Genomic DNA, 15,960 nt, shown 5'->3' with positions numbered 1-15,960 from the left:
GCGATGGATCTTTTCAGCAATCTCGCGCTCGGCTTTGCCACGGCGGCAACGCTCGATAATCTCCTCTTCTGCCTGATTGGCGTGCTGCTCGGCACGCTGATCGGCGTACTGCCCGGTATCGGCGCCACGGCGACGATCGCCATGCTTTTGCCGATCACCTTCCAGCTCGAGCCGGTTTCGTCACTCATCATGCTCGCCGGCATCTATTACGGCGCGCAGTATGGCGGCTCGACAACGGCGATCCTCATCAACATGCCGGGCGAATCCTCCTCGGCCGTCACCGCGATCGACGGCTATCAGATGGCGCGCAAGGGCAGGGCGGGGGCGGCGCTGGCGATCGCCGCGCTAGGCTCGTTTTTCGCCGGTACGGTCTCGACCTTTCTCGTTGCGGTCTTCGCGCCGCCGCTGACCGACATCGCGCTGCAATTCGGATCGGCTGAATATTTCTCGCTGATGATCGTCGGCCTCGTTTCCTCGATCGCGCTGGCGCATGGCTCGGTCGTCAAGGCGCTGGCGATGGTGGCGCTCGGGCTGCTGCTCGGCCTCGTCGGCACCGATATCTATACCGGCACGCCGCGTTTTACGCTCGGCATCCGCGAATATGCCGACGGGCTGAATTTCGTGGCGCTCGCCGTCGGCGTCTTCGGCGTCGCTGAAATCCTGCGTAATCTCGAGGGAGAGTCGACAAGAACGGTGCTGATGGCCAAGGTATCGGGCCTCTTGCCTTCGCGCCAGGAATTCAAGGAGATGGTCGCGCCCATCATTCGCGGCACCGCCATCGGCTCGGCGCTCGGCATCCTGCCGGGTGGCGGGGCGATCCTCGCTTCCTTCGCCTCTTATACGGTGGAAAAGCGCTTGTCGAAGACGCCGAAGGAATTTGGCCAGGGCGCGGTTGCCGGCGTTGCAGGCCCGGAATCGGCCAATAATGCCGGAGCGCAGACCTCATTCATTCCGTTGCTGACGCTCGGCATTCCGGCCAATCCGGTGATGGCGCTGATGATCGGCGCCATGATCATCCAGGGCATCGTGCCAGGCCCGAACGTCGCCACCGAGCAGCCGGCGCTGTTCTGGGGCATCATCGCCTCGATGTGGATCGGCAATCTGATGCTCGTCATCCTCAACCTGCCGCTGATCGGGCTCTGGGTGAAGCTGTTGACGGTGCCTTATTACGTACTCTTCCCCATCATCATGGCCTTCTGCTCGATTGGGGTCTACAGCGTCAATTCCAACGTCTACGATCTCTATGCCGTCGCCTTCTTCGGCCTCATCGGCTATGTGCTGGCCAAGCTGCGCTGCGAGCCGGCGCCGCTGCTGCTCGGCTTCGTGCTCGGGCCGCTGCTGGAAGAGAACCTCAGACGCGCCATGATCCTGTCGCGCGGCGACCCTAGCACCTTCATCACACGGCCGATCAGCGCCACGCTTCTGGCTATCGCGGTCGCCGTGCTCATCGTCGTCTTCCTGCCGAGCGTCAGGAAGAAGCGCGAGGAGGTATTCGTCGAAGAAGCTTGAGGGTTGAACTCGCGAGCTGTTTGATGAAAAACGAATGATCTGACGCGGGCGCCGTTCGGGCGCCCGTTTCACATGGAGGGATATCCAGCCCATGAGTATTCCTGCCCGGATCAAGGACGATCTGCCGTTCCTCACCGCCTTGCGCCGCGATCTGCACGCCCATCCGGAACTCGGTTTCGAGGAGGAGCGCACCGCCGGTATCGCCGCCAAGCTTCTTGAGGAGGCCGGCATCGCCGTGCATCGCGGGCTTGCCGGCACCGGCGTGGTTGGCACGCTGCAGGTCGGCAATGACACGCGCAGGATCGGGTTGAGAGCCGATATGGATGCGCTCGCCATGCCTGAGATGGCGGAGCGGCCCTATAAATCGACAGTGCCCGGAAAGATGCATGCCTGCGGCCATGATGGCCATACGGCAATGCTGCTCGGCGCCGCGCGGTATCTGGCGGCGACACGGAATTTTTCCGGCACCGTGCATTTCATCTTCCAGCCGGCCGAAGAAGGCCGCGGCGGGGCGAAGCGTATGGTCGAGGAGGGGCTCTTCCGGCTTTTCCCCTGCGATGCCGTCTATGGCCTGCACAATATGCCGGGCCTTGCGGTCGACGAGATCGCCGTGCTCGAGGGACCACAGCTCGCCTCCTCCGACAGCTGGCGCATCACCTTTCGCGGCGTCGGCACGCACGGCGCCAAGCCGCATCTCGGCCGCGATCCGATCACGGCAGCCGGTACTTTCCTATCATCGCTGCAGACGATCGTCGGCCGTGTTGTCGACCCGCTGCAGCCCGCGGTCGTCAGCGCCTGCTTTCTGCAGGCGGGCGATGCCAAGGCGTTGAACGTCATTCCCGATATTGTGGAGATCGGCGGAACGGCACGGGCCTATTCGCCTGAGGTGCGTGACCAGCTGGAGGCAGAGATCGCCCGGTTGGCGAGTGGGACGGCTGCGATGTACGGCGTATCGGCCGACTATCGTTTTGAGCGGCGCATACCACCTGTCGTCAATGATGCGGATGCGACATCACGGGCGCTTGCCGCCGCCGGCATCGTCTTTGGTGAAAAAGTGCGGAGGAAATTTCCGCCATCGACGGCCGGAGATGACTTTGCCTTCTTCGCGCAGAACGCGCCGGGCTGTTATGTCTGGCTGGGCAATGGACCGGCGGTTGACGGTGCGCTGCACCACAACACGGCTTATGATTTCAATGATGAGGCGCTTGGATACGGGGCGGCTTACTGGGTGGCGTTGGTGGAACGGGAGTTGAAGGTTTAAGCGATGTCCATTGCTCCGTTTTCGCTGTTTTGCGGCGCTGTGGCAGTCACGCACGACTTTTCGGAAGTGAGGCGTCGTTCCACACTAGTTGACGGGCCAGACAAATAGCAGCGCCGGCACGCTGACGAGAATAATCAACGCCGACAGCGGCAAGCCGAGCCGCGGATAATCGGAAAACTTGTAACCGCCAGGACCGAAGACGAGCGTGTTGCACTGATGGCCGACAGGCGTGAGGAAGTCGCAACCCGCGCCAATGGCCACCGCCATCAGGAAGGCTTCCGGTTTGAAGCCTAGACCCGTTGCAAAGCCTGCGGCGATCGGTGCCATGACAAGGACCGTTGCAGCGTTGTTGAGGAAGGGAGTAACGGCCATGGCGGTCACCAAGATCAGGCCGAGCGCACCCCATGCCGGCAGGTTCATCGCCGCCCCACTCAGCCAGCCGGCAATCAGATCGCTGCCGCCGGAGGTGCGCAAGGAGTCGGAGACGGGAATAAGGGCCGCGAGCATCACGAGGATCGGTCCATCAACCGATTTATAGACATCGGCAAGTGGAACAGCTCGAAAAACGACCATGCCCAGGGCGGCCGCGAAGAAGGCCACCGGAACCGGCGCGAGGCCGGCCGCGGTCGTTGCCATCGCGAGCGCCAGGATAAGAAGCGGAATGAAGGCGCGGCGGCGGGTGCCGAGCAGCACCTCGCGCTGTGCGAGTGGCAGCAGGCCGAAATCCTGCAGAAGGGCAGTCAGGCTTTTCCGGTTGCCTTGCAGAAGGAGCACATCACCGGTGCTGATCGTCAAGTTTCCAAGACGTTCCTTGAGGCGTTCACCGCGCCGGCTAATCGCCAAAAGGTTGACGCCGCGCGTGTAGGAAAGCGCCAATTCTTTGGCCGAAAGGCCAGCGAGGGATGATTCCTGACTAACGATTGCCTCAAGCGAAATTATGTCTGCTTCCGGATGGCCGCCTTCCGCCAGAGGCTTGCCGGAAAGCTTCAATTTCCCCTGGGATACAATGCGATCCATCGCTGCCGATGGACCTTCAAGCATGATAATATCCTCAGTGCGAAGCGTGAGATCAGGGAATGCAGCCATTCGGGTACCACCCCGCAGCACAGCCGTGGCTATGACCTCACCATCACCGAGCTTCAGGAGATCGCTCAAAGCCTGCTCAACCAGAGTTGACTGGTCTGTGATCGCGACTTCGCTGGTGTAATTCTTGATTTCGATTGCATCTTCAATCGAGCTGTTCTGCTTGGTGCGGCTTGGCACCAGCCAGTGGAAGAACAAGAGGAAGGTGATGCCAACAATCGTGAGAACACCACCTGTCGGCGTGAAGTCAAACATGGTGAAGGAGGTCCCCGTCATCTCCTCCCGCAATCGTGAAACGACGATGTTGGGCGAGGTGCCAATCTGCGTCATCAATCCGCCAAGTAAAGCGGCAAACGACATCGGCATCAGGTATTTTGAAGGAGAGGCGCCGGATTTTTTCGCGAACTTGAAGGCGACCGGCATCATGATCGCAAGCGCGCCGATATTTTTAATGAAAGCAGAAAGCATCGCCACCGCAATCATCAAGAGCGCAAGCTGCGTGTAAAATGTGTCCAGATTCGGGAAAAATCTCTTGATTGCCGAATCCACAATGCCTGACCGCGCTACGCCTGCGCTGACGACCAGTGCGCTGCCAACGATAATGACGATGTCATCCGAAAATCCGGAAAACGCTTTTTCCGGCGGCACAATGCCGGTCGCGACTGCCAATACAAGCGCACAACACGCGACAACATCATAGCGGAAGCGATCCCATATAAAGACCGCCATCATGAGCCCGATGACAGAAAAGGCGATTATCTGTTGTGTTGTCATGCGGCCCTGGGAAGAGGCTGGGATGTTGCGGACAGCCGAGCTGAAAATGATATTCAAAAACGCTGTAACGTTGTGCAAGTTCCTCGGCACCAACTCCGGGGCCCGAAGCTCTGGATCTGCGGAGATACTCTCCGTTTTACGAGAAAAAACTCAACCTCCGATAAGGTTCTCCCCGGCGGCACCTCACCCATTTTGGTGATGGAACTAAACTGCTTAGCCGTGGTTCGGCGAGCTTTCACGGTTTCGAAGCATAAGGGAAATCCTTTGAACGAGCTGCATCACGAATTCCAGCTACGAAGAGATTTTCTGCCGAGAGCCGAGGAGGACCAGTGGCCTCAACCTGAGCCTGCGGCATTGTCGGTGCACAGTCCACCGGACCTGCAAAGATCGCTGTCGCCCCGCCCATTAGTGGTTGATCTTGACGGCACCCTGGTGCGATCCGACCTGCTAATTGAGGCGGCCTTCTCGGAGCTTAGCCGTCGGCCCCATTCGATCGTCGATTTCATCAGGTCGCTTTCCGCCGGAAAGGCATGTCTGAAGCACCGCCTGTCTCAGCCAGCGGATTTCGATCCATCCATCCTTCCTTATGACGCGGAAGTGCTGAAGGTCATCAAGACCGCACGGGAGGAGGGGCGTTCGGTTTATCTCGCTTCTGCAACCCACGAGCGCCTGGTTTGCGCGGTTGCAGACCACCTCGGCCTCTTCACCGGCTGGTTTGCAACAAGCGAGACGATGAATTGTGCCGCCGAGCTAAAGGCGGCAAAAGTCGTGGCCGCCTTCGGAGAGGGTGGCTTCGACTATATCGGCAACGACTCGGCCGACTTGGCAGTCTGGCGCCACGCCGCAAAGTCTTATGCCATAAGGACATCGGCGGCAGTTGCGCGAGCGCTTTCGTACCAATGCGAGAACGTCGAGCATCTGAGCCACGACAAACCGACATGGCGGATTTGGGCGCGTTCGTTGCGAGTGCATCAATACGTCAAGAACGCGTTGGTATTTGTCCCGTTGCTGACAAATCAACTCTTTGAGCTCCATAGCCTTGCGAATGCCTGCTTGGCTTTGGTGGCTTTTTCGCTCTGTGCCTCGGGCGTTTATCTCCTGAACGACTTGGTCGATCTGCAGGACGACCGCCGGCATAAAACCAAATGCCGCAGACCCCTTGCCTGTGGCGAGATACCGCTTTCGCGCGCCGTTCTGGCAATCCCGATCCTGCTTTTGCTGGCGCTAACGGTCGCCGCCATGGTTTCATCGGTCTTTGTGCTCGTGCTGGCGGGATATTTCGCCTTGACCACCGCCTATTCTTTCTTCCTCAAGCGGAAGATGATCCTGGACGTGGTGGCTCTCGCCTCCCTTTACACCACACGGGTGATCGGCGGCGCTGCCGCCGTCTCGGTGTGGCCATCTCCCTGGCTGCTTGCCTTCATGATGAGCTGGTTTCTCTCGCTCGCTTTGGTGAAGCGATACACCGAGCTCATTTCGCGACGCGCCGCGCACCTGCCGGACTCCAGAAACCGCGATTACAGGAAGGCGGATATTGGTATGGTGGGTGCCCTGGCAGCTGGAGCAGGAATGAACGCGCTGACGTTATTTGCCCTCTATGCCGCAAGCGACAGTGCCCAAGACATCTACACTAGGCCAGCTATGCTGTGGTTGGCCGGGCCGATCCTTGCCTGCTGGATTGCCCGCATCCTCATGCTCGCCCATCGGGGGCAGATGCATGACGATCCAGTCGTCTTCGCGATGAAGGACAAGGTCAGCCTTGCCACGCTCGGCGTTGCCGGCGCACTTGTCATCGCCGCGATGTGAGGTGGTCGCATGGGTCGTCAGTCTTCAGAGCGAAGCACTTCTGCCAGCCTCGCAACCCGCTACCTCGCCTTTGCCATGCTCTCCACGGCCGCCAATTTCGCGGTCCAGGCTAGTGTCATGCAACTGGCCCCGTCGCCGAGCCTCATGCCATCTATGCTCGCAGGGACTGCTGCCGGCTTCGGCTTGAAATACGTCCTCGACAAAAGATGGATCTTCTTCGACGGCTACACGTCATACGGCGACGAGATGCTCAAGCTGGCGCTTTACGGCCTGTTCAGTGTCCTGACGACGCTCATATTCTGGGGGTTTGAAATTGCTTTTTGGACGGTCTGGAAGACGGACCTCGCAAAATACACCGGCGGAGCGCTCGGCTTGGCGATCGGCTACATCTCCAAATACGCATTGGACCGGAAATTCGTCTTCAAACCAGAGGAGGCGTGACAAACTCATGGAGGGCTGGGGACGCTATCCGCACCATGAGAGCGAGGCAATCGACTGCCGGCTGCCGGAGGCGCTTGCAGGCACCGTGGCGGCTTGCGTGGGACTGATCGGGCGCGGAAATGGGCGCTCTTATGGTGACGCGGCGATCGGCGAATACTCCACCTTAATGTGCCGTGGGCTAAGCCGGATTCGGAGCTTCGATCCCACCAATGCGACGCTGACCGTGGAAGGGGGCGTAATGCTCTCGGACATTCTGCGCTCGTTTGTCCCGAGAGGCTATTTTCCGCCTGTGGTACCGGGCACCAAATTTGTCACGGTCGGCGGGATGATCGCCTCTGACGTGCACGGCAAGAACCATCATCGCGACGGCGGGTTCGGTGACCATGTCAGCGAGCTCAAGCTGGTGGTCGCCGGCGGAGAGATCCTCACCTGTAGCCGCACGCGCAACCCTGAGCTTTTCTTCGCGACGGTCGGTGGCATGGGTATGACCGGGATTATCGCGGAAGCGACCTTCCGCTTGAGACCGATCGAATCCGGCTGGATCGCGCAAAAGACGATCGTCACGAAAAACCTTGGCGAGGCGTTGAAGGCGCTGCAGCAGACCGAGGATGCCACTTATTCGGTCGCCTGGATCGATTGCCTTTTGCAAGGCGCTTCCCTTGGACGCTCGCTGATTTTCGCCGGCGAACACGCGTCGCTGGACGAGGTCGGCGGCATGCCGGAGGCCGATCGTTTTGCAGCGAAAAACGAGGGGAGGTTTTCACTGCCATTCGATCTGCCGCAATGGGTGCTCAACAAAACAAGCGTAGCAGCCTTCAACGAGCTTTATTTCAGGGCGGGAGCGCGAAAGGCGGCCAAGACGTCGCTGGTCCACTGGGATAAATACTTCTTTCCACTGGACGGTATCCTTGAATGGAACCGGCTGTATGGCAGGAGGGGATTTCTGCAGCATCAGTGCGTGGTTCCTGCTGAGGATGCGCTGGCAGTCCTGAGTGGCATTCTCGAGCGCTTTGCGCGCTCAGGAAAAGGCTCCTTTCTGGCCGTTCTGAAGAAGCTGGGGCGCGGGAGCGGGCTGCTGTCCTTTCCTGCCCCGGGCTACACGCTCGCACTCGACCTTCCCGTCACGCAGGAAGTGTTCCGGCTGCTCGACGAAATCGACGAGCAGGTTGTCAAGGCAGGGGGGAGGCTCTATCTCGCCAAGGATGCACGACAGTCACGTCACACATTCGAGGCCGGTTACCCTCGGTTGGCTGCGTTCAAAGAGCTACGCAAAATAACGGGCGCCGATCGTCACTTTAATTCCCGCTTGGCAAAGAGGCTCGGCATATGACGGGGATCTGCAAGACATTGCTCCTGATAGGCGGGACGTCGGATATCGGTCGCGCGACGGCGCTGATCTATGCGGAGGCCGGATGGAATTTGCTTCTCACCGGACGAAAGCTCTCCGCCGTACAGCGCGAAGCCGACGACATCAGCGCGCGGACCGGCGCTAATGTCCTGGTTCACGAACTCGATATCCTCGCCACGAGCCACTTCGAAGATTTTGTGGGCGTCGTTTCGCCTCTGCCCGACACGGTGGTCTGCGTTGTCGGCGAACTGGGTGAGCAGTCTCGCGCAGAACGGCAGCTCGAGCACGCCGCCATGATCATGCGGACGAACTTCGAAGGACCAGCTTTGCTTCTTGGCCTTCTGGCAGAACGTTTTGCGGCAAGGGGATCAGGTAGCATCGTCGGCATAAGCTCCGTCGCCGGAGATCGCGGACGCGCGTCCAACTATGTCTATGGCGCCGCAAAAGCCGGGTTGACCGCCTACTTGTCTGGCCTGAGAAGCCGGCTGTCCGGGTCCGGCGTGCGCGTGCTCACCGTGAAGCCGGGTTTCGTTCGGACACGCATGACGCATGGCATGAAGCTGCCGCCGCTTCTCACAGCCGAACCTCGGGAGGTCGCGCAGAAGATCTTTACTGTCGCGGAGGGAGGCAGAGGCGGGGACGTCGTCTATGTCAGACGCATATGGCGGCCGCTCATGACGGCGATCCGGTTAATTCCGGAACCGATCTTCAAGAGGTTGCGGCTGTGACGGAACCTGGCAATCACGCCGCTTACGCGGCCATCGGAACGAGCGCAGGTGCCAGCAAGCGACCGGCGGCGAGGATACGGCGGTTGCTGTCGGCCGAAGGCGCAATCATTCTAACAGCATTGGCCTGCGCGGCCATGCTTGCCCTGCCCGGGAGGACCATCAACGCCGCCTTTATCAATGACGTACTGGTCTTTATCGACGGTGCGCACCGCATCACGTTCGGTCAGGTGCCGAATCGCGATTTCCACACGGCGCTCGGGCCACTCGTCTTTTATCTTCCGGCGGCTGGATATCAACTCACGGGGAATTTCGGCGCTGCCATACCGGTTGGAATGGCTATTGTTGTCGTCGCCTTCATCCCGGCGATGATCCGCATTCTCGTGTCCCGCCTCAGCCCGTCATTGGCGGCCGCGCTCGGCATATTCCTCACTCTCATCCTTGCGGCGCCGATCAATCTCGGCAGTTCCATCTGGTATCCATCCTTCGCGATGTTTTACAACCGCATCGGTTGGGTCGCGTTTGGCCTGCTGCTGGTGATGTATCTGACGCCGCAGCCCGCGCGCGGGCGAAGCGATGCCGCCGATACTCTTGCCGCCGTCTTTCTTCTGCTCGTCTCATTCTACACCAAGGCGACCTACGGGCTTGCTGGAACCGCCTTTCTGGTGATCATCCTATTGGATCGGCAGCAGCGTCGCTGGGTCGTGACCGCCCTGCTGCTGACGGGGCTGGCCATGATCGCCATCGAGTTTTTCTGGGGCGGGACCGCTCAGCACATTGAGGATCTGCGGGCGGCGGCGCGTGTCAGCGGCGGCCATGACCTCGGCAGCATCCTGAAGAACCTACGTGAGAACCTTTCCGACCTCGTCGTATTTGCGACCTTCGCTTTGATCGCCATCTGGCAAAACCGCAGCTTCCGCGATTTTCTCTTCTTCGGGTTCTGCGTAGGCGCTGGCTTGGCGATCATCAACCAGAACGCCCACAGCTGGGGCATCATCACGCTCTACTGCGGTGCAGTCGTTCTGGCGCAGAAAGCCGCGTGGCTTCAGCAAGGCGATGAAGGGAGAAGGGCGGGAGGTTTGGCTCTTCCTGCCACGGCTCTGCCGCTGCTTGCGACCTTATTCCTGTTGCCGCCGATCGTACACCACGCCGCAGCTCTCATTCTGCATACATCGCTTGCGGCTGAGAAAGCCGGGCAATCTCTTGGGCTGCCGCGTTTCGACGATGTTCGGGAGATCGATCCGCCCGGCGGCGAGCCTGACTTCATAAGGCGTTATCTCGACGACATCATCACCGGGGGAAGTCTGCTGCAGGCATTGCCGGTACCGCCGGAGCGCGTTTTCGTGCTTGATTTCGCCAATCCTTTTTCAGCGGGGCTCGGCATTCGTCCGCCTACCGGTGACTCCGCATGGTTTCACTGGAACCGCAATATCAACGAGAAAGCCTACATCCCACCGGAAGTGCTTTTTGCGGATGTAAAGTTCGTCATGGTGCCAAAAACAGGAATCAACAGCCTGCCGCTGCAGGCGCTGTACGGCCCGTTTCTTTCGGCTCGGTTCGAGGTCGTTCAGAAAACATCCGAGTGGACGATCTACCAGTGGCGCCAGGCGAAGACGCAAAGCGAGGTGCAGTGACTGAGACGGAAAGGTCGGTGGAAACGGCAGACGCCGCATCGCCCCTGGCGTCACGGTTGAGCCGGTCGTGGGTTGTCATCGTCGGCATGGGTTTCGTTCTCGCCGCCCTTCTCGCTTTGCCTGGCCGAACGGCGACGACCAAGTACGTCAACGACCTCTTCGTTTTCCTGGATGGTGCTCATCGCATAGTGCGTGGCCAGGTGCCGAATGTGGATTTCCATTCGTCGCTCGGGCCGCTGACATTTTATATTCCCGCTGCCGGCTATGGCTTGTCGGGCAATCTGGGCGGCGCGATGCCGTCTGGAATGGCGATAGTGGTCCTCCTGCTTACTGCCATTGCCGCGGAAATCGTGAGCGGCCGGATGCATAAGGCGTTCGGACTTCCGCTTGCGCTCTTCCTGCTCCTGATAGTTGCGGCTCCCGCGAATCCGGGCGAGCGGATAGGGGAGCTAACTTTTGCCATGTTCTACAACCGGATTGGATGGGCGTCGCTCGGCTTTTTGTTGGTGATGTATCTGCCTCGATTGCCGGCCGCCGGGAGTAGCAAGGCAGTCGATGCGGCATGCGCCAGTTTCCTTGTGTTGCTGATGCTCTACACCAAAATCACCTATGGGGTCGTAGGGCTTGGCTTCCTATTGTTCATGCTTTTCGATCGTCGCCAGATCGGTTGGGTGAGGTTGGCGCTGGGGATGATCGCCTTCAGCGTCATCGCGATTGAAATCGTCTGGCGCGGCGGGTTCAACTACCTTGCTGACCTTGGCCTTTCAGCAAAGAACAGCGGCGGCGTTCTGACGTTGACCGCACTCGGTCATTTGGTACGGAACAATCTCGCCGACCTTCTTGTCTATCTGACAGTCGTGCTCATCGTTCTCAATCTGACGCCGAGCTATCGGCATCTGCTCTTCGTTGCCTTCTGCGGCACGACCGGAATCCTCTTGATTGGGCAGAATTTCCAGACCGTCGGTATTCTGACTCTGGGTGCAAGCGCCGCCATCATCACGGAAAGCCTCTTTCGCGCCAAGCCGCTCTCCCGATTCAGGAAAGCGCGGTTCGCGCTGCCGCTACTCGTGGGGTTCCTGCTATTGCCCGCCGCCGTCGGCAACGCTGCATCATTCGCAATTCACGCCTATTACGCTGCCGGCGGCCGAGGCAAAGCGATCCCGCTGCCGGCGTTTTCCGAGATCAGGCTCGTTGAGATGTGGAGCGCCGGCCAATACGAATATTTTGAGGAATACAACAGGACACTGGTGGACGCTTCGGCCATCCTGTCGCAACTCATGTCTGGTGACGAGCGCGTCGCGGTTCTCGATTTCGTCAATCCCTTCTCCGCCGGCCTGGGGCTGACGCCGCCCGCGGGCGACAGCGTCTGGTATCATTGGGGGCGAACTCTTGGGCCGTATGATCATCCGGCCGCGGAAGAGATGTTCGCCGACGTCGATCTTATCCTCGATCCGAAATGGCCGATCGAGATCTGGACGGGCAACGGGCTGCGCGATCTTTACGCCCACTATATCGCCCGCCACTATGCGCTGGTGCGGGAGACGGCCGATTGGCGCATTTACCGCAGAAAGGCTTCCTGAGCCGGCGCAGCCTGTTTTTTCACCTCCGCGGCGATCAGGCCGATGAGCATCAGCACGAGCGCCCAGGCGTAAAGGATCCTGCCGGCAGCTGGTTCAACGGAAAGCCCCGAAGTAACTGAGTATGACGGGGACCGGGATCACCAGCGCTGCTGCCGCCAGCCATGCCCACGAGCGCTGCCAATGGTGAAACAGCACGGGTCGGAGGAAGAGCGTGTAGTGGATCCGTCCGAGCGGCGAAGCCAGCGAGATGCCAACAGCACGAAGCCACTCATTGCGGCGACCGCCAGGAACAGGAATGCCGAAATTAGTGGATTTTGGCGCCATATGCTCCAGTTCTGTGCGCTCGCCGCGGCCTCGTCATCAGCATGTCGCGGAGTGGCCCTGCTGCGTCGTCGCAATCCGATTGCTCCGTCTGTCTTTGACGCTTGCTAACTCTCCCTTGATGCGGATGTCCCGGCCGGTCTGCAGCAGCGAGGCCGGGCGGCCATCCCGACTTACGACAGCTTCCTGATGGTGCTGTAAATGATGTTACGGTTGGCACCGAACCAGACTGTCTTCTCAACGGTGTTTTCCGCCGCACTACTATTGGCAATACGCCACATGTCGGCCTCGGAACGCTGGAGGAGCTCCCAGTTCATGTAGGATTCCATGTATCCGTCATCCGCCATCTCATCGGAGAAGTTGGCAAAAAGAAAGACGCCGCCCGGTTTCAGCATTTCCATGCAAATCTGCGTGAGCCGGATTGCTACTTTATCGGCGAGGTAATCGTACAGCCCTGCTGCGTAGATCAGATCGAAGGTGCCAAGCTGATGTTTGCGCGCGAGCAAACCGCGCACCGATCCGTCGATAGGCTCGACAGAAGTCCCATGGAATTGGCTCGCGATTGAACCAATACTTTGCGGATCCTGATCAAGAGCAACCCAGCGCTTAAGGCGGCCTTCTGCAAGCGCCTTTGATGCCTCCGCTTCGCGAAGGTGACCCGCGGCGATGGCCAGAACTTCGGCGTCCGACCCCCTTCGCGCGGCGGTGTCATCAACGTAGCGGGTCAGAATGTCGCGACGTTCCCTGACCGCTACCGGGCCGGGCGCATTGATCGTGTATTCAAAGATATCCAGGCCGAGAAGCGTGGATCTGGCCACTTCTTCGGCGACCGCCGGATGCCCATAAATAAAGTCTATAAGACTGGCGTCACCGGAATAGCCGCGAGGTTTTTCAAAGGACCAACGAGTGAACGGGCACTGCTGCAGAATCTTTGCCGAGTGATGGGCCTGAATGAATGGGATGAGCTTTTGCCATACAGCAGCACCGTATTTTTGGCGGACGTCATGAAGCTGACCGATCAACCACCTGACTGCACCAGGCAGGTCTTTCCCGGCGCTGAACCGCTGCATTGCAATGTTGATGAGAATCGCAAACTCGGCCTCTGCCGCCCGCGGGAGGTCCGTTTCATTATGGTGGTGAGGTGAGGGGAACTTTTTGCTGACTGACTGCGGTGTAATCAAGCTTTGGCCATCAAGAGAAAAGAGGGGCTGAGCCACGGAAACCTCATTGGGGATAATAATTTAAACATTGAGTAAAATCTTCATCATTCTCATGAAGGTCAAGCGTCGAGGTTGGAGCGCGGTCGAAATGCACGTTTTAATTTTAGAAAATGTTAGTGAACCCGACAGATACTCTGCCCGCCGGAAGCTCGGTGCAGCGTTATCGGTTGATGTGGAGTCTGCGGGGGGCTATCCAGCGTTAGCTAGCAGTCTGCGCAGGGCAATGCTGCATTATTTTGGGTGGCAGGGGCATGATGCACGTGTTAGCCGAGACCGCAGTCGCCACCATAGGGCCGACGCTATCGTCAGAACAGTTGCGTCGCCTTTACAAGCAGAAGAGCGAGAGCGGCCGAAAGACCGCTACGCGCAGCGGCCTCTGGATAGCGGTGGCTGCTTACCTTGCATACTCTTTCACTGACTACCTTTTTATTGGCGATGTCGTCCGGTACACGATCGCCGGCCGATTGGCGGTTGGCGTCGGTGCGATATGCATGCTGGAGCTCTTGCTCTACCGCAAAGCAAAGGCCGATACGGTCGATATGGCGGCGGCGACATCCGTGCTAGCGGCTTATTTAGTCTGGCTTCTGACGGCACAGATGACCACTGTCAGCGACGCCTTCTCATATTATATGGTTTTTGGCTCGATCTTCATGATGAGCGTCAACTTGTTCTTCAGTTTCCGGTTTCCGCTAGCTCTTGCGGCCTCCGTAACGAACATGCTCATCTTCATCGGCGCGCTCTATCTATTCGCGCCTATGTTGCTTCTTCACAAGCTGATCTTCGGTGCGTTCTGCATTTCCTGCTTTATTTTTACGTCTTACGTAAACCTTCAACTTAACAGAGAACGCTATAAAGTTTTCCTGAATGCTCTTGAAGCGAGTTTGCAGCAAGCCGCCGCCGAGGAAAGGGGCAAGGCGCTTTTGCACCTCTCAAACACCGACTCGTTGACCGGCCTGGAAAATCGCCGGGCGATCGACCAACGGCTGCGTGATTATTGGCAACGCTGGCAGGACCATAGGGCGCCCTTTGCCGTGCTGCTCATCGATGTCGATTATTTCAAACATTACAACGACTGCTATGGCCATCAAGAAGGCGACCGGTGCCTTGTCGCTGTCTCGCAGCTTCTCCAAAGTGTGGCCTCGTCCTGGGACTCGATCATCGGACGATACGGGGGTGAGGAATTCATCCTCATCACACCAATGCTGAATTCGGAAAGAGCGACCGAACTCGCAGAAGCGATTTGTGCTGCCGTTCGAGAGCTGGCTTGGCCACACGAGCACAGGCGAGACGGGACCACCGTCATCACGGTGAGTGTCGGCGTGTCCTATACCAGGGGTGAAACCAAACAGGTCGACAAGGTCATTCATGAAGCTGATCGCGCGCTTTATGCGGCCAAGGCATCGGGTCGCAACACTCTCGTGGTCTTCGATCCCGAAGACCCGCAGAGGAGCGATGACAGCGAGGATATAGCCGCGACCTTGAAAATCGCGATTGAACACGGCCTTGTCTCCCTCGTCTATCAGCCGATTCGCAACATTCAGACAGGCAAGACGGACGGCGTTGAAGCTTTGATGCGTTTGAGGATGTTGGACGGGACGCAGGTGTCACCTGCTATGTTTATTCCTGTTGCGGAAAGGACAGGTTCGATCGTTGAACTCGGCCGGTGGGCAATTCGCACCGTTTGCCGAGACCTGTTGGCGACCGGCTTGGTGCAAGTTGCCAGCGTCAACGTTTCGCCGATTGAGCTCAAAATGCCGGGTTTCGCCAGCTATGTCGCCGCGACGCTCGCAGAATTCGGCGTGACGGGCGCTCGGCTTGCTTTCGAAATTACCGAAGGCGTTGAGCTGGAAATCGACCAGACCGTGGTTCGTTGCATCAGCGACCTGAGGAGGTTGGGCGCTCAAGTCTGGCTGGACGACTTCGGCACAGGCTTCGCCGGGCTCTCGTGGCTTCGCCTGATCGAATTCGACACTGTCAAGATCGATCGATCCTTCCTCCATGATTGCCATACTGAAAAAGGCAAGAGGATGTTGCTTGACATCATCAGCCTGCTGCGCAATCGCGGCGTGAGGATACTCATTGAAGGCGTTGAGACCATTGAACATCAGCGGCTGATGCAGCAGTACGGAATCAACCAGATCCAAGGATATTACATCGGACGGCCCGCGCCGGCAGCCCAGCTTGAATCTGATAACGTGCTGCCTTTCGGCCTGGTCAGGACTCATTGATTCCAAACGTCCATTTCGGAATGGGCAATG

General features: G+C 58.9%; 11 protein-coding genes. 9 read left to right on the top strand and 2 right to left on the bottom strand.

Going from position 1 to position 15,960, the window contains the following annotated elements:
- Nucleotides 1-3 precede the first annotated feature (3 nt).
- Nucleotides 4-1,509 carry a tripartite tricarboxylate transporter permease gene (locus NXC14_RS18025; protein WP_085779293.1) on the top strand — a complete coding sequence of 502 codons (1,506 nt, stop codon included), beginning with the start codon at nucleotides 4-6 and terminating at the stop codon, nucleotides 1,507-1,509.
- Between the two features lie 91 nt (nucleotides 1,510-1,600).
- On the top strand, nucleotides 1,601-2,770 hold the full coding sequence (locus NXC14_RS18020) for a M20 aminoacylase family protein (RefSeq protein WP_085779292.1): 1,170 nt from the start codon (nucleotides 1,601-1,603) through the stop codon (nucleotides 2,768-2,770).
- 84 nt (nucleotides 2,771-2,854) lie between these two features.
- On the opposite strand, the gene NXC14_RS18015 is transcribed toward NXC14_RS18020, so the two are convergent.
- Nucleotides 2,855-4,627: an SLC13 family permease gene (locus NXC14_RS18015; protein ID WP_085780180.1), complete on the bottom strand. Its 1,773-nt coding sequence runs from the start codon at nucleotides 4,625-4,627 to the stop codon at nucleotides 2,855-2,857.
- A 264-nt stretch (nucleotides 4,628-4,891) separates the two neighbouring features.
- Between NXC14_RS18015 and NXC14_RS18010 the strand changes: the two genes are divergently transcribed.
- The 6 genes from NXC14_RS18010 to NXC14_RS17985 all read left to right on the top strand — a co-directional run bounded on the left by NXC14_RS18010 (nucleotide 4,892) and on the right by NXC14_RS17985 (nucleotide 12,161).
- Entirely contained in the window at nucleotides 4,892-6,433 is a 1,542-nt protein-coding gene (locus NXC14_RS18010) for a UbiA family prenyltransferase (protein ID WP_085779291.1), read from the top strand.
- Between the two features lie 9 nt (nucleotides 6,434-6,442).
- On the top strand, nucleotides 6,443-6,874 hold the full coding sequence (locus NXC14_RS18005) for a GtrA family protein (RefSeq protein ID WP_085779290.1): 432 nt from the start codon (nucleotides 6,443-6,445) through the stop codon (nucleotides 6,872-6,874).
- Nucleotides 6,875-6,881: 7 nt separating this feature from the next.
- Entirely contained in the window at nucleotides 6,882-8,204 is a 1,323-nt protein-coding gene (locus NXC14_RS18000) for an FAD-binding oxidoreductase (protein WP_085779289.1), read from the top strand.
- Complete coding sequence (locus tag NXC14_RS17995; protein WP_085779288.1) at nucleotides 8,201-8,950, top strand: SDR family oxidoreductase; 750 nt, start codon at nucleotides 8,201-8,203, stop codon at nucleotides 8,948-8,950. The genes NXC14_RS18000 and NXC14_RS17995 overlap by 4 nt, the downstream gene beginning before the upstream one ends.
- Complete coding sequence (locus NXC14_RS17990; protein ID WP_245362106.1) at nucleotides 8,884-10,581, top strand: hypothetical protein; 1,698 nt, start codon at nucleotides 8,884-8,886, stop codon at nucleotides 10,579-10,581. Before NXC14_RS17995 ends, NXC14_RS17990 begins: the two co-directional genes overlap by 67 nt.
- An 86-nt stretch (nucleotides 10,582-10,667) precedes the next feature.
- The gene (locus NXC14_RS17985) at nucleotides 10,668-12,161 is read left to right on the top strand and encodes a hypothetical protein (RefSeq protein WP_245362165.1); all 1,494 of its coding nucleotides are present in this window, start codon (nucleotides 10,668-10,670) and stop codon (nucleotides 12,159-12,161) included.
- Between the two features lie 494 nt (nucleotides 12,162-12,655).
- Here NXC14_RS17985 and NXC14_RS17980 read toward each other — a convergent pair whose 3' ends face one another.
- Entirely contained in the window at nucleotides 12,656-13,699 is a 1,044-nt protein-coding gene (locus NXC14_RS17980; RefSeq protein WP_085779286.1) for a class I SAM-dependent methyltransferase, read from the bottom strand.
- 254 nt (nucleotides 13,700-13,953) lie between these two features.
- Between NXC14_RS17980 and NXC14_RS17975 the strand changes: the two genes are divergently transcribed.
- Nucleotides 13,954-15,930 carry an EAL domain-containing protein gene (locus tag NXC14_RS17975; RefSeq protein WP_198175464.1) on the top strand — a complete coding sequence of 659 codons (1,977 nt, stop codon included), beginning with the start codon at nucleotides 13,954-13,956 and terminating at the stop codon, nucleotides 15,928-15,930.
- The last annotated feature ends 30 nt before the right edge of the window (nucleotides 15,931-15,960 follow it).

Origin of the sequence: Rhizobium sp. NXC14, assembly GCF_002117485.1 — a bacterium.
Taxonomy (GTDB): domain Bacteria; phylum Pseudomonadota; class Alphaproteobacteria; order Rhizobiales; family Rhizobiaceae; genus Rhizobium.
This window is presented reverse-complemented; position numbering and strand designations above follow the sequence as displayed.

What these genes read in the sequence shown, in the direction of transcription:
- NXC14_RS18025 (WP_085779293.1), top strand. Translation starts at nt 4, where the DNA reads ATGGATCTTTTCAGCAATCTCGCGCTCGGCTTTGCCACGGCGGCAACG.
- NXC14_RS18020 (WP_085779292.1), top strand. Translation starts at nt 1,601, where the DNA reads ATGAGTATTCCTGCCCGGATCAAGGACGATCTGCCGTTCCTCACCGCC.
- NXC14_RS18015 (WP_085780180.1), bottom strand. Translation starts at nt 4,627, where the DNA reads ATGACAACACAACAGATAATCGCCTTTTCTGTCATCGGGCTCATGATG.
- NXC14_RS18005 (WP_085779290.1), top strand. Translation starts at nt 6,443, where the DNA reads ATGGGTCGTCAGTCTTCAGAGCGAAGCACTTCTGCCAGCCTCGCAACC.
- NXC14_RS18000 (WP_085779289.1), top strand. Translation starts at nt 6,882, where the DNA reads ATGGAGGGCTGGGGACGCTATCCGCACCATGAGAGCGAGGCAATCGAC.
- NXC14_RS17995 (WP_085779288.1), top strand. Translation starts at nt 8,201, where the DNA reads ATGACGGGGATCTGCAAGACATTGCTCCTGATAGGCGGGACGTCGGAT.
- NXC14_RS17990 (WP_245362106.1), top strand. Translation starts at nt 8,884, where the DNA reads ATGGCGGCCGCTCATGACGGCGATCCGGTTAATTCCGGAACCGATCTT.
- NXC14_RS17985 (WP_245362165.1), top strand. Translation starts at nt 10,668, where the DNA reads ATGGGTTTCGTTCTCGCCGCCCTTCTCGCTTTGCCTGGCCGAACGGCG.
- NXC14_RS17975 (WP_198175464.1), top strand. Translation starts at nt 13,954, where the DNA reads ATGATGCACGTGTTAGCCGAGACCGCAGTCGCCACCATAGGGCCGACG.